The sequence below is a fragment of the Pedobacter sp. BAL39 genome, from assembly GCF_000170795.1.
Taxonomy (GTDB): Bacteria; Bacteroidota; Bacteroidia; order Sphingobacteriales; family Sphingobacteriaceae; genus Pedobacter.
Genome location: NZ_ABCM01000006.1, coordinates 120,710 through 133,934, shown reverse-complemented (window position 1 = coordinate 133,934; position 13,225 = coordinate 120,710). Strand labels below are relative to the sequence as shown.

General features: G+C 42.7%; 10 protein-coding genes. 2 read left to right on the top strand and 8 right to left on the bottom strand.

Annotation, left to right across the window (positions count from 1 at the left end):
* Positions 1–54 precede the first annotated feature (54 nt).
* Positions 55–1,251, top strand: a complete 1,197-nt coding sequence (locus tag PBAL39_RS10055) for a GAF domain-containing sensor histidine kinase (RefSeq protein ID WP_008240923.1) — start codon at positions 55–57, stop codon at positions 1,249–1,251.
* Here the strand turns inward: PBAL39_RS10055 and PBAL39_RS10050 are convergent.
* Positions 1,248–2,114 carry an aldose 1-epimerase family protein gene (locus tag PBAL39_RS10050; protein WP_039866419.1) on the bottom strand — a complete coding sequence of 289 codons (867 nt, stop codon included), beginning with the start codon at positions 2,112–2,114 and terminating at the stop codon, positions 1,248–1,250. The two genes, PBAL39_RS10055 and PBAL39_RS10050, sit on opposite strands and share 4 nt — an antisense overlap.
* 84 nt (positions 2,115–2,198) lie before the next feature.
* Here PBAL39_RS10050 and PBAL39_RS24620 point away from each other — a divergent pair, with 84 nt between their 5' ends.
* The gene (locus PBAL39_RS24620; protein WP_008240920.1) at positions 2,199–4,556 is read left to right on the top strand and encodes a PAS domain S-box protein; all 2,358 of its coding nucleotides are present in this window, start codon (positions 2,199–2,201) and stop codon (positions 4,554–4,556) included.
* Between the two features lie 355 nt (positions 4,557–4,911).
* Here the strand turns inward: PBAL39_RS24620 and PBAL39_RS10040 are convergent, their stop codons facing one another.
* The 7 genes from PBAL39_RS10040 to PBAL39_RS10010 form a co-directional block, all read right to left on the bottom strand.
* Positions 4,912–5,910: an MlaD family protein gene (locus PBAL39_RS10040; protein ID WP_008240918.1), complete on the bottom strand. Its 999-nt coding sequence runs from the start codon at positions 5,908–5,910 to the stop codon at positions 4,912–4,914.
* 4 nt (positions 5,911–5,914) lie between these two features.
* Positions 5,915–6,688, bottom strand: a complete 774-nt coding sequence (locus PBAL39_RS10035; RefSeq protein ID WP_008240916.1) for an ABC transporter ATP-binding protein — start codon at positions 6,686–6,688, stop codon at positions 5,915–5,917.
* Between the two features lie 10 nt (positions 6,689–6,698).
* On the bottom strand, positions 6,699–7,508 hold the full coding sequence (locus PBAL39_RS10030; RefSeq protein ID WP_008240915.1) for an ABC transporter permease: 810 nt from the start codon (positions 7,506–7,508) through the stop codon (positions 6,699–6,701).
* Positions 7,509–7,632: 124 nt separating this feature from the next.
* Positions 7,633–9,807 (bottom strand): S9 family peptidase, encoded by a 2,175-nt coding sequence (locus tag PBAL39_RS10025; protein WP_008240913.1) that lies wholly within the window; start codon positions 9,805–9,807, stop codon positions 7,633–7,635.
* 1 nt (position 9,808) lies between these two features.
* The gene (locus tag PBAL39_RS10020) at positions 9,809–11,569 is read right to left on the bottom strand and encodes an LTA synthase family protein (protein ID WP_232282928.1); all 1,761 of its coding nucleotides are present in this window, start codon (positions 11,567–11,569) and stop codon (positions 9,809–9,811) included.
* 117 nt (positions 11,570–11,686) lie between these two features.
* Positions 11,687–12,367 carry a DUF4412 domain-containing protein gene (locus PBAL39_RS10015; RefSeq protein WP_008240909.1) on the bottom strand — a complete coding sequence of 227 codons (681 nt, stop codon included), beginning with the start codon at positions 12,365–12,367 and terminating at the stop codon, positions 11,687–11,689.
* A gap of 37 nt (positions 12,368–12,404) precedes the next feature.
* Positions 12,405–13,184 (bottom strand): enoyl-CoA hydratase/isomerase family protein, encoded by a 780-nt coding sequence (locus PBAL39_RS10010; RefSeq protein WP_008240907.1) that lies wholly within the window; start codon positions 13,182–13,184, stop codon positions 12,405–12,407.
* Between the last annotated feature and the right edge of the window lie 41 nt (positions 13,185–13,225).

Sequence of the window (13,225 nt, the reverse complement as noted above, 5' to 3'; positions counted from 1 at the left end):
TATTTGTTTTCAAAGAGGATATTGTTAACTTTAGGGTATTCAATAACAATCTCGATGACTACTCAATTTGATCAGGACATAAATTTTTCAGAAGAAGAAAGAATCGTCGCACTTCAACGGTATCATATCCTTGATACACCGGTAGAAGGCGCGTATGATAGGCTCACAAAGTTGATTGCCAACCTACTGAAAATGCCTTACGCTGTGATCAGTCTGGTAGATAAAAATAGGGTGTGGTACAAGTCTGCTTATGGTATCGACTTTAGTCAGACCGACCGCGATGCCGGTTTTTGTGCGACGGCGATGAATACCGCTGATCTTTTTATGGTCGAGGATGCTTGCAATCATGTTGATGCGGCCGGGAAGTCACTGGTGAGTGGTGATTTCGGTTTACGTTTTTATGCTGGTGTTCCCCTTATTACCAAAGACGGTTTTACATTGGGTATGTTCAGCATCATGGATAAGCAACCAAGGACCCTGAATGCCCAGGAGGTAGAAATCCTTAAGGACTTGCGTGATATTGTGATGGATCAGATTGAACAGCGTCTCGATTCGAGAAAGAGCATGGCACGACAGAATCAATTGCTCAACACCACCGCCCATGACCTTAAGAATCCCTTGACGACCATTCCTGTGCGTGCGGACCTGATCAAAATGAAAAAGGACAATCCGGATATGGTAGATAATTTATGTGACCAGATTAAGATTGCGAGTCTGAATATGGTGCGTATCATTGATGAGTTATTGCATGCAGGTACAATTGATGCGGGAAAGGTACAACTGTTACTGATTAAGGTAAACGTTTCATTTCTGGTCAGTAATGTTGTTTCCATGAATCAGCTGCTGGCAGACCGCAAAGACCAGCAGATCCAATTCGAAAGTGATGGGGATCTGTATGTAAATGCTGATGAGGGGAAACTCGCGGAAATTGTAGACAACCTGATCAACAATGCCATAAAATATTCACCACCGGGATCTTCAATGTATGTCAGTGTGAAACAGATGGGGCCGAAGGCGGTCATCACTGTAGATGACCGTGGTCTGGGCTTAACCAACAATGACCTGGAGAAGTTATACCAGCCTTTTACGAGACTCAGCGCAGTGCCTACCGGTGGCGAGCATTCTACCGGATTGGGACTTTCCATCGTTAAAATTCTCGTCGAGGCGCATCAGGGAACTATAAGGGCTGAAAGTGAAGGGAAGAACAAAGGTGCACGTTTTATTGTTGAACTTCCCCTCAGAAATGGCTAGAAGCAAGTAGCCTGCCAGTGTCTTTTGAAAATCTGTCCTGGAGCCAAAATGTTTATTCCTTCTTTATCTTTAAGATGTTGATTGTGGTTTACACCATCAGCAATGCCGCACCAAGGCTCTAAGCATACGAAATTGGCATCTTTAGCCGCCCATATCCCAAAGAATGGGAAGTCATCAAAATGAAAATCCAGTCCATGTGCAGTTTGTGTGTTGCGGATAGAAATGTGATTGCTCATCAGCTGTTTGAAGACCAATGCGTCCGCGTAGAATAACTCATGACGCAGCGGAAGTATTTTGTTTTCTAAAATTATGGTTTCTGTTTCATCAGCAATAAGGTCCTTACTGATCTTATGATAGGTCAAGGCGGTATCATTGTTGAACTCCAGAAAGTAGTCTTCATAACCTAATTGATTTTCATTAGGAACTGCAAATGCAGGGTGCCCACCGATGGAAAAAAGAAGGTCTTTCTGGCCGATATTCGCAACTTCATAACTGCAGCTGATGCCATTTCCTGAAATAAGGTATCGTAGGCAAAGCTTAAATTGGAAAGGATATATTTTCAGGATCTCTTCTGTTGGAAGTAGGGTAAAAAGTAACTCTTCGTCACTTATTTGTCTCAGGTCAAATTCATGGTCGCGGGCGAATCCATGCCTAGGTAAGGTATATTCTTGATCTTCAAATATGTACGTGTTTTGTTTCAGTCCTCCAACAATAGGGAAGAGGATGGGACTAAATTTACCCCAATATTTATGATCTCCATTCCACAAATAATCAATGTCAGTTTTTTTGCTTTTTAGGGACTGAAGTTCAGCTCCTTTTCTGGAAAAAGTGGCGCTGATGTGTTCGTTTTCAAGTATAATCATATTCATAAAAGTATAGAATTCCTCAGATTTAATCCTAATAATGTGAATCCTTTTTTACTATATTTAAATCCACTGAAGCAATCTATGAATCTTGAGAAGAAACTTTCTTTTATAACGGCCAGGTTATTCCGCAATCCCAAAACCACCGGTATTATCACCTTTTTTATAGTACTGTTGATCGGAAGTCTTTTCATTTATCTGCGACATCATCTTTTAAGGGAGGAGCAGCGGAATGAGATGGCGATTCACCTGGATGAGGTGAAGAAAAATGTAGACCAGTCGTTGAAAAGTTGCTATACCTCTGCATTAACGCTGGCACTGACTGTGGACGCACAGGGACAGCCCAGGAATTTTGATACGGTTGCAGCGCGGATTATAGAAGCCAACAGTCATCTGAAGGCTGTTCAGCTTGTGCCAAATGGAGTAGTGAAATACATGTACCCATTAAAGGGGAATGAGAATGTCATCAATCTGGATGTCTTTAAATACTCCAGTGAAGTAGCTGCAGAGGCTAAGGCCACACTGAAGGCAAGGAAAATGTACTTTGCAGGGCCCATTACTCTTGTACAGGGCTATCTTGGAATTATTGGACGTATGCCTTTGTTTATTAATAACAAGTTTTGGGGCTTCGCTGCTGTGATCATCAAATTTGATGATTTTCTAAGGCAGACAGGGATTTATAATAAAAAAGGGAATAAGTTCCTGATTCAGTTATCAAAGATGCATCCTGTAAGTAGAAAAGAGCGTTTTTTTCTTTCTGTTGACAAAGACTTTTCAGCTTCTGAATTTGAAACCATAGATTTTCCGGATGGAGACTGGAAGATTTACATGGTGGCAGCAGATCCGTATGCGACATATTTACCGCTGATTCTTCCGGCGGTGTTTTTTATATTGTCTGCTGGCGGACTTGGGCTTCTGGTCTATGTTTTATTGAAAAAACCTTCCGAATTGCAGTTACTGATTTATCAACAGGCATCTGAACTGCTGCAAAATGAGATTAAGTTCAAGACAATTTTTGAACAGGCAGCCATTGGTATCATAGAAGTAAATGCAGAAACTGGAGAATTTGTCCAAGCGAATGAGAAGTTTTGCAAAATTGTAGGGTACTCAGTCAATGAATTGGAAGAGATTGCTCTTCAATCTATTACACATCCTGACGACAGGCTTACAGATGAAGCCTATTTTAACATGCTTCAGCGTGGTGAGATTCAGGAATACACCAAGGTAAAGCGTTATATGCATCGTGATGGTCATGTGGTTTGGGTCAACCTTGCGGTGAGCCCCCTTTGGAATGTGGAGACCGGAAGACGCAGTAATATTGGTGTTGTGGAAGACATCACCGAAAGGAATGCGACAGAGCGTAAAGCTCGTGAATATCAGTACCGTGTGGAATCGCTAATCAATACGATTGATGGTATTGTATGGGAATCAGATCCTCAAACTTTTGAATCCACGTTTGTCAGTAAAAAGGTGGAGTCCATTCTCGGGTATACCACAGATGAATGGTTGAGTTCAAATACTTTCTGGGAAGACCACCTGCACCCTGATGACCGGGATTGGGCGGTAAGTTATTCGATGACGAATACCCGTCAGTTGAAACAACATGACCTGGAATACCGGATGATTGCGAAAAGTGGTCGTACCGTATGGTTAAGGGACATTGTGAACGTGATTGTTGACCATGATAAACCAGTGATGTTAAGAGGAATAATGATAGACATCAGTAAGCATAAAAAGGCGGAACAAGATTTAAGTGATTCTTTTGATCTTGTCAATGAGCAAAATAAACGTCTGCTTAATTTCTCCTATATCGTGTCCCATAATTTACGTTCACATACCAGTAATATACAGTCTATCTCAACCCTGATTGAAACTGCTGATTCGGATGAGGAGCGGAATGAGATGATCGAACTGTTGAAAACTGTTTCACAGGCATTGAATGAAACTTTGCTGAACCTCAATAAGGTAGTCAATATCCAGACGAATATCAATATTGTAAAGGAATCTCTCTGTCTGAGTGATTATGTTTCGAGAACATTGGATATTCTTCATGATCAGATCATATTGAAAGATGCCCAGATTGTCAATTACATAGATGAGCATGTAACAGTATATTATAACCCTGCCTATCTGGAAAGTATATTGCTTAATTTCATATATAATGCGATACGCTATAGCCATTCTGATCGTCGGCCATTCATTGAGATTAGCTATGGCAAGGAAGACCTGCTTTATGTTGAAATTAAAGACAATGGTATTGGTATGGACCTGGAGCGACATGGCCAGGAGTTATTTGGAATGTATAAAACCTTTACAGGCAATCCTGATGGCCGGGGAGTCGGTTTGTTTATCTCCAAGAACCAAATTGAGGCGATGGGAGGTAGGGTCACTGTAGATAGCAAGGTGGGCGACGGTACTAGTTTCAGGATTTACTTCAGGTGATTTCATTTCTCTGAATCATAATCATTCATCTATGAGGTTGATTTGCCTAGGTTGATAAGGTACCCTTCGCTATTTGAGGTACATTCAGGAGGCTTTTTATAGGTATTCCTATATCCCTATACCTTATACGGGATATGACAATACCTTGTGAATACCTTGTCAACACCTTGTGAATAGCGAACAAAACCCGAACAAGTCTCGATTAAATCACAGTCGATACCAGTTGTCCTATGCTGATATCGCGATGCGCAAATCGCCGTATTTACTACTCTCGGCAAAAAACAGGCTTCATGTTGTGAAACCCGTTTTGTAGGTTGGCGCATCAAGCGGTGATGCCTGATGCAGATCCGGAATATTATTGTGGTTTATTGTTTTTCTCGTTTGCTTTTGCTTCTTCCTTCGCTCTCTTTTTGAAAAAGCCTCTCAAAAGGAAGTTGTGTTGAAGCGCTTCCATATTCTCATCGAGTTTTTTCGTACTGCCGTCAAGGTTATTCATAATTGACTTTACCTGTTCTGCCGTTTTAGGGTCATTGATCAGCAGTCCAGCAGCATTATCTGATTGTGTTAATTTTGCGGAGGCTTTGTTGAGGTTTTCTGTAAGTGCTGAAGCAGAATTCGCTGTTTTTTGCAGTTGATCAACGGATGCCTGAAGCTGGTTGAATACAGAGGTGTCCGTCAGTAATTTGTCGGCGAGGCCACCCTTTGTATTTAATGTGTTCGTAAAGGTATTGAGTTGTACAGCCATTCTGTTCGCAGATTCGGAGGTGTTTTTCAGGTTCGCTACAATCGCCTTGAAGTTGTCGGCGATCTGCTGATCGGCGAGCAGGGCACCAGCAGCACCTTTGCCTTCAACCAGATTTTTTGAAAGTATTTTGAAATCTGCGGTGACGTCTACGAGGTTTTTATTGTTGACCTGGAAAGTTTTCATGATGTCATCTGTGGAAAGGATGTTGCTGGCCTGAAGGCGGTCACCATCTTCAACAAAGGGCATTTTTGTGCTGCCCCCAGTGACGACGATGATCTTGTTTCCAATTAATCCATCAGAGGTGATGCTGGCTGTAGCGTCTTTGTGGATGTATTTGTTTGCTTCTTCCTCAATATTTAAAAATACCTGTACCTGTGAGGTACCGAAGAACTGGATTTTTTTTATAGTTCCTATTTTAACACCTGAAAACCATACGTTGTTTCCAGCCTTTAAGCCCTGGATGTCATTAAAGATAACGTCTACAGTGAAGCTCTGTACAAAAGTCTTTTTCTGCCCACCAAGCGTGAATATTCCGAGAATAAATATCGCTAACCCCAGAAATACAAAAATCCCTACTGTTATCTTACGACGATTGTCTGTTACCTGCATATTGTTATTGTATAAAATTATATTCGTAAAAAGGTTTTACCCTACTATCTTCTGTGTTAAATACTTCTTCGAACGTACCCTGGCGTTCAAATTTACCATCAAGCAGCATTGCTACTCTGTTACCTACCGCTTTTGCGCAGGTAAGATCGTGGGTGATGACGATTGAGCTGGTATGGAAACGTTCCTGCACTTCATTGATGAGCGCGTTGATTTCCAGGCAGGTAATCGGATCCAGACCTGCGGTAGGCTCGTCGTAGAGCATCACTTCCGGCTTGAGGATAAGGGTTCTGGCGATACCAATTCTTTTTCTCTGGCCACCAGACAGCTCTGAGGGCATCTGATTGATAGTTTGAAGTAGTCCCACTGCATCCAGGACACGTTCCACCTCGTACTGCACTTCCGCTTTTGTGAGTTGTTTCTGATTTCTCACAAGGGGGAACTGCAGGTTTTGTCTCACGGTCATACTATCATACAATGCACTGTTCTGAAAGGAAAAGCCAACCTTCAGACGCAGGGCGAGCAGGTCCTTATAGCTGATCTGGTCAACGTGCTGGCCCAGCACCCTGACATCACCCTGATCAGGCGTTAAAAGACCTACGATAATTTTTATGAGTACGGATTTTCCTGTTCCGGATTTTCCAAGAACGACCAGATTTTCACGTTTGTATAGATCGAGGTCTACACCTCTCAACACGTGGTAGCTACCAAATGATTTATAGAGGCCATTGATCTCAATTACTTTTTCTGCATCCAGCGACGTTGGTTTTTTTTGTTGCATATGCTATAGATCAGGACCTGAATAAACTGAAAAACTGTACGGAAATTACTTCTTCAATGAAAATCAGAAACATACCGATTACTACCGCTGAGTTGGCTGCTTTGCCAACACCTTCGGTACCTTTTGAAGAGTTGTATCCCTGGTAGCATCCCACCATACCAATGGTGAAGCCAAAAAGTATCGCCTTGACTGTTGACGCAGTAATGTCTAGGAAGGTAATAGATTCTAGGGACATCTGAAAAAATGCTCGGGCGCTGGTATCTTCAAACAGGGAAACGTTAAGTAAAGCACCAAGCATTCCAACCATTGCTGTATAAAAGGTGAGTATTGGTATAGTAATGGTTGAAGCCATTACCCTTGTGCTGACCAAAAATTTAAAGGGATTTGTTGCCGATACTTCCATGGCATCGATCTGTTCCGTTACGCGCATGGAGCCCAGTTCTGCACCTATACTAGAGCCTACCTTTCCTGCAGCAATCAGTGCTGTCAGCAAGGGAGCAAGTGTTCTTAGCAAAGCTATACCGACCAGAGAGGGAAGCCAGGAGGTCGCACCGAATTCAGCAAGAGAAGGTCTGGATTGCTTGGTGAAGACTACTCCGGTGATAAAACCTGTTAAGGAGATCAGTGCCAGTGAGCGGTAGCCGATATCGTAGCATTGTCTCATGAGTTCTTTGCCTTCGTAAGGAGGTAGAAAACCTTCCTTAAAAAAACGGGTGACGAATTGACATACGTCATAAAGTGTCAGAAACATCCTGGATATTTTTCCTGGTGGTTTCATTTCTTGCTGCATAATGGCTGGATCTTCAGCTTTTTTATCCATTAACTGTGTGATATTGAATTAAAAAACGATGGCGCATGCCGTTGTTGATTAACGATGTAGGCAAGGCTTATCAAAATTTGCGCCAAATGAGTGTTCCCCGATGGGGCATTTGGCGCAAACGTAGTTATTTTCCTCCCGGAGGGCAGTTTTTTTGGAGAAACTGAGTATAAGTAAGAACAAGATGTTGGCCGGTGCCAGGTCCTTCATTGATGCTGTGTGTACGGTTAGGATAGGACATCATCTGGAAGACTTTTCCATATTTAATCAGTTCGTTGATCAGCATTTCCGCATTTTGATAATGAACGTTATCATCTCCGGTACCATGGATGTATAGCAGGTTACCTTTTAAGTTTTTGGCATAAGTAACCGGAGATCCTTTGACATATGCTTCAGTAGTTTTAAGGGGAGAGCCCATGTAACGTTCCTGATATACGTTGTCGTATGTCAATTGATTACCTACTGCCGCGATAGCTATGCCTGTTTTGTAGATCTCAGGATATTGAAAAAGCAGGTTAAGCGTTGATGAGCCACCACCGCTCCATCCCCATACGGCGATCCTGTCTTTGTCTACAAAAGGCCATTCCAGGATTTTCTTTGCAGCCATGGCCTGATCGCGGATGTTCAGGATACCGATGTTTTTATAAATACTTTTTCTCCATTCACGGCCTCTCGGCGCCGGGGCACCACGGTTCTCAATGGAAATATAGATATAGCCATCTTTAGCCATATCGCCTGCATAGAGAAAGTTTTGTCCTGCTCCGTAAGTGTCGGTCACGGTTTGGCCTGCCGGTTCGCCATAAACATAAAATACAACAGGATATTTTTTCGTCTGGTCAAAGTTGTCTGGTTTTTTCATCCAGCCATCAAGCACAATGCCGTCTTCAGTAGTGACTTTAAAGAATTCAACTTTGTTTTTTGAGGGTTTGAATCTACCGAGCTGATTGGTAATGCTACCCTCCATAGTGAGGGGGGTTAGCGTATTCAGGTTCATCCACTCCGTCATCGGTGGCACTGAAGCAGTGGTGTAGGTGTGGCGGGCGAAACTTCCTGTTGGAGAGATTTCATAATTATGGGTACCTGTAAGGATTGAAGGTGTCACCATTTCAGGTTTACCACCACCACTTAATTTGGTGCGATATAGGTATTTCTGTGTAGCATTTGAAGGCGAAGCCGTAAAGTACAGCAGGTTGTTCTTTTCGTCTACCAGTGATTGTTCGATGACGTCATAGTCGCCCTTAGTGATGAGGATTTCCTTTTTACCATCTTTACTAATTCGGTATTGATGATTCCAACCATCTTTTTCCGATGACCAGATGAACTCTTTACCATTGTTTATCCATTGGAATCCGCTGCCTACCGCAACCCATGCCTTATCTGTTTCGCTATAGATATTTTTTACGGTGCCTGTTTGTGCATTGGCAACGAAGAGCTTGCTTTCATTTTGTTCTCTGTTCAGTTGCTGAAAGATGATCTCAGAGGTACTTGGGATCCATTCCATCCTGGGAATGTAATGTTGTACCATGTCGCCGGGAGTTGCCACCCATGTTGTTGTGGCCGTTGTAACATTGACAAAACCCAGGCGGCATGCCGAAGGATCCTGTCCCACCTTAGGATATTCTACAGGGATGTTGTAAGAGTAGATGGAATCAGTATTGTTGATCATCAGAAAGTTTCTGATTTTCGTTGCATTGATCTGCCAGTAGGCGATGGTCTGTCCATCAGGGCTCCACCTGAATCCATCACGGCAATCAAATTCCTCTTCGTAGACCCAGTCGAAAGTACCATTGATCATCCTGTCCGTTCCATCGGTAGTCAGTGCTTTTGAGGACTGCGTGGAAAGGTCATCCACATAGATGTTGTGTTTACTTACATAAGCTACCTTATTTCCATCCGGGGAGAACTTTGCGAACATCAGAGAAGATTCAGGTTTGTCTTTGCCTATTTTTGTAATTTTTCCGGTGTTCAGATCGGCAACAAAGTATTCGCCACGGGTTTCGTACCGCCACACTTTTTTACTGTTTGCATAAATGAGTGCTTTTTTACCGTCGTCAGACAACTCAAAATCTTTAATGTCACCAGGGTTGTCATTTCCGGATTTATAAATCACGTCTCTTCCCAGTACCACCTTCCTTTCATTTTTCGGGAGGGTAATGGCGACAATTTCACCATCATTGATCTGATAATAAGAGTTTCCATCTTTTGCCCATTTGATATCAGAATTCCGCTGGGCCATTGCAGATCCGTAGCTTCCGAAAAGGAATACCAGTGCGATTTTAAAAATGAGGTTTTTGAGGTTCATATTATAGTTCTATAAATTGCTGATATATTTTTTGAAGGCATGCTTTTGCATAGCTTAATGTTAATGCAGATTGCTGTTTGTTCTCTGCATCACTATCGTATGCAACAACATTACCTACAGTGTCAAAGGTAACGCATTGTTGCTGATCTATAAACCCCATGCCGTTCTCCCAGCTAAAAAAAGCAAATGGTTTAACATAAGGGTTGAGCATGTTTTTGCTCCATACGAATTCTGTTGCGGGAATATCCAGTTGGGCAAGTAACGTTGCCGCAATATCTGCCTGCGAGCCTACATTGCTGAAGTCCTTGCCAATAAATTCATCTTTGATGACATCGCCATAGAAAAGAAGTGGGATATGGTATCGCTGAGGCATAAATATTTCATATGCATTCTTCGGCAGACCATGCCCGTGGTCGGCTACAAAAATAAAAAGGGTGTTTTTATACCAGTCCTTTTTTCTCGCATTGTTCAGAAAGGCATTGATACAGGAATCAGTGTAGTTGGCGGTACTTTTAAATTTCGAGGGATTGTCATCACCCGGAAACTTTGGTTTTCGTGGCAAAGTGAAAGGCTCATGATTGGTGAGTGTCATGGTCGTGGAGAAGAAGGGTTGTTTCATTTTACCAAGGTCAGCTACCTGTCTTGCAAACACAGCTTCATCGAATTTACCCCAAATGGACTGCATGTTGTCACTTTTAAAGTCCTTCCGGTCGACCAGATGTTGGTAGTTGTGGCCAAGGATAAAGGCTTTGTAGTTGTCAAATTCGGATTCACCACCATAATAAAATGAGGTTTCATATCCGTTTCTGTACAGGGACTGTGCTATCGCCGGAATCTTCTGCATTTTTTCAGGCCACTTGACAATGCTTCCTGAGGCGAACGTCGGATATCCTGCCGCAGTAGCAAGGATACCTTTATCGGTGCGGTATCCCGAAGCATAGATTTTACTGAACAGCACTCCTTTTTTGAAGAGGCTATCCATATGAGGGGTGATGCCTTCTTCCTGTCCCAGGGTTTTGGTGACATCAGCAGTAAAGCTCTCGATGATGACCATTACTACGTTAGGCCTTTTCGTTTTGAGTATATTGATGGTGGTGTCTTTCTTTACGGCATATAAGTCTTTGATGATGGCATCAGCCTGCTGGTTACTAAGGTATACATAAGGATTTTTATTGGCCATCCGGGCCGATAAGACGCTCCTCATCAGATTCCATTCTGTATTAACAGCAGCATTGTTGAGTGTCTGATCCTCAGAAAAATAAGCCATACTCTGCGTAATGGGTGATCCTCTGAAGCCACCTCTGAGTATCATTACATTTAATGCAATCAGCAATAAGGCGACAAGGGCACGCAGCCAAATGGGAGAGCTACTTAATGTGATTTTGTTGGTGACGACCAGTTTGTGAAGGAAATAACTGATCACGATAAGCATAAGCAATGCTGCGATGCTGAGGCCGATAGGAGAGGAAGCGCTGGATGCAATGGCAACCGTCGGGCTGTCGATGGCAAACCCTAGTGCTTTTGAATTTACTTTACTGCCCCATTCCCGGTAGATGTTAAAGTTGATAACGGAAATGATGCTGAAGAAGGCGATCAGCGTCAGGTTGTAAACATTAATCCAGGAAAGTGTGACGGATTTTCTTCCGCTCAGTAACCAGAAGATGTAGCCTAACAAGGGGATGACAGCAATATAGGCCGTCATGGACAAGTCTAACAAAAGGGCGTGATAAAAAGTTGCCATGACCTCTTTAAAGGGGATCATGGCAATTTTTTTATAAAATATGATGATGAATATCAATCGGTCAAGTCCAAAGTAGAGCAACCAGAAGACGAATATTCTAAGAAGAAAAAAAAGGCTTTTTAACATTTTTTATAGACGTTATTGACCTCCGCCCTGTTGCATCTGCATGATTTCTTCCATCGTTTTTACTTCATATCCGGAAGGTACATCAAGTGACAACGGGCCTGTTTTTTCGTCAGTAACGCTTTTAAGTGTAGAAATGGATTTTACGCCATTTCTGAAAGCGGTGAATTTAACGGGAGTACCTTTCACATCCTTGAATTCAGGCCCCATAAGCCCAGCAGGTAGTGTGATGTCATTGGTTGCCCAAAGCTCGTAACTCGCACCTTTATCATCTTTGTAAGTGTATTTCTCGGTTTTATAAGTGCCGATAGTTTGTTTTTCACCAGTTGCTTTGAAGTCGCTGAACTTAGGGTTCATCGCATTATTCTTTTCATAATCTTCCTTTGTGTTTTTTACAGCGTATTGTAGTTGTGCAACGGGAACATCGATCAATACAAGAGAGTTCATATCTGCTACATTGGACACCACTGTGATGGTGGCGGGGCCTTGCTGCATCTCGAATTTGGACAGTGTACCATTGAATTTGATTTTTGTCTCCGCAGGGAGCATGGCTGCCATGGGCTGCTGTTCCTCGGTCAGTACATATTCAATACCGAAGTTTAGCGTGCCTTCCGTAATGTTTTTTTGAGCGTGTGCCATGATTGCTGTTCCTACAAGAACTGCAGTTAAAACACTTGTTTTGATGGATTTTAACATATTTGTTTTTTATTAATATAATCTGTCTGTTTACAATTTACCATTTTATTGTTTCTTTGTTGATGAACGCTGCAACGCCTTTTTTAAAATCGTCACTTTCCCTGACGGTTGCATTTAGTGCGACAGCGAGTCTAAGACTTTCATCAAGCCCGGGGTTCGTGATCTGTCCGACGAGTTGTTTCGTTACCATTAACGAATTTGCCGAGGTTTCAGTACACAAACTTAATGCAAATTTCTTTACGGTGAGATCAATTTCTTCGGCATTTGTTACAAAAGTGATCAGTCCCCACTGGAGCGCCTGTTCTGCAGAAAACAAGGATCCTGTTAGCAATAGTCTGCGCGCGATGGTTTCACCGGTCTTCCGGAGCAGGAAGCAGGAAACAATTGCGGGCGCAAAGCCCAACTTGACTTCTGTATATCCGAAGTTTGCTTCAGGAACGGCAAAGATAATGTCACATACTGTGGCGAGCCCACATCCGCCGGCAATGGCATGTCCTTCTACCTGTGCAATCACTACTTTAGGGAGATAGTAAATTGTGGTAAATAATTTCCTGAGGTTGTCTGAATCGGCAAGATTTTCTTCGTAAGTGTTTGTTTGTAGCTGTTGGAGGTAAGCCAGATCGGCACCAGCGCTGAATGTATTTCCATTTGCTTTGATGACAACTACTTTAACGGAATCATCTTCGGCCGCCTGCTGTAGAGCAACTGTTAATGCCGCGACGAGCTCTGGATTCAATGCATTACGTTTCTCAGGTCTGTTGATGACCAGGGTGGCGATACGGGATTCCACCGTATACAAAACTAGTGCTGCTGTCATAGGTGTTTTTTTTGATTAAGCTAAGGTGGCCATGTGATCCA

Coding starts and splice junctions, on each gene's coding strand:
- PBAL39_RS10055 (WP_008240923.1), top strand. CDS start 55: ATGACTACTCAATTTGATCAGGACATAAATTTTTCAGAAGAAGAAAGA.
- PBAL39_RS10050 (WP_039866419.1), bottom strand. CDS start 2,114: ATGATTATACTTGAAAACGAACACATCAGCGCCACTTTTTCCAGAAAA.
- PBAL39_RS24620 (WP_008240920.1), top strand. CDS start 2,199: ATGAATCTTGAGAAGAAACTTTCTTTTATAACGGCCAGGTTATTCCGC.
- PBAL39_RS10040 (WP_008240918.1), bottom strand. CDS start 5,910: ATGCAGGTAACAGACAATCGTCGTAAGATAACAGTAGGGATTTTTGTA.
- PBAL39_RS10035 (WP_008240916.1), bottom strand. CDS start 6,688: ATGCAACAAAAAAAACCAACGTCGCTGGATGCAGAAAAAGTAATTGAG.
- PBAL39_RS10030 (WP_008240915.1), bottom strand. CDS start 7,508: ATGGATAAAAAAGCTGAAGATCCAGCCATTATGCAGCAAGAAATGAAA.
- PBAL39_RS10025 (WP_008240913.1), bottom strand. CDS start 9,807: ATGAACCTCAAAAACCTCATTTTTAAAATCGCACTGGTATTCCTTTTC.
- PBAL39_RS10020 (WP_232282928.1), bottom strand. CDS start 11,569: ATGATCCCCTTTAAAGAGGTCATGGCAACTTTTTATCACGCCCTTTTG.
- PBAL39_RS10015 (WP_008240909.1), bottom strand. CDS start 12,367: ATGTTAAAATCCATCAAAACAAGTGTTTTAACTGCAGTTCTTGTAGGA.
- PBAL39_RS10010 (WP_008240907.1), bottom strand. CDS start 13,184: ATGACAGCAGCACTAGTTTTGTATACGGTGGAATCCCGTATCGCCACC.